The 412-nt window shown below is 44.9% G+C and carries 2 tRNA genes; both read right to left on the minus strand.

From position 1 onward, the window contains the following. Positions 1-108 precede the first annotated feature (108 nt). Positions 109-184, minus strand: a tRNA-Ala gene (locus H3U96_RS11105). 49 nt (positions 185-233) lie between these two features. Next, positions 234-310 (minus strand) — tRNA-Ile (locus H3U96_RS11110). Between the last annotated feature and the right edge of the window lie 102 nt (positions 311-412).

Raw genomic sequence — 412 nt, forward strand, 5'->3', positions numbered from 1 at the left:
ACTCGTTTCTTTCAGCTTGTTCCTAATTGTTAAAGAGCTTTATCTTTCTATTCATTCGAATATCAAATAAATACAAACATAATTTATATATAAAAGAGATTTCTTTAATGGTGGAGCTAAGCGGGATCGAACCGCTGGCCTCCTGCGTGCAAGGCAGGCGCTCTCCCAGCTGAGCTATAGCCCCATTGTCTCACTTCATCAACCAATCAAGCTATCCGCTTAAGCAGTCGAATTGGTGGGTCTGAGTGGACTTGAACCACCGACCTCACCCTTATCAGGGGTGCGCTCTAACCACCTGAGCTACAGACCCAATAAAGTGACTCTTTCTAAACAAACAATCTGTGTGAACACTTACGAGCACTTCGTAAGGAGGTGATCCAACCGCAGGTTCCCCTACGGTTACCTTGTTACG

The organism is Gilliamella sp. M0364 (genome assembly GCF_016100565.1).
In the GTDB taxonomy this organism is placed as follows: domain Bacteria; phylum Pseudomonadota; class Gammaproteobacteria; order Enterobacterales; family Orbaceae; genus Gilliamella; species Gilliamella apis.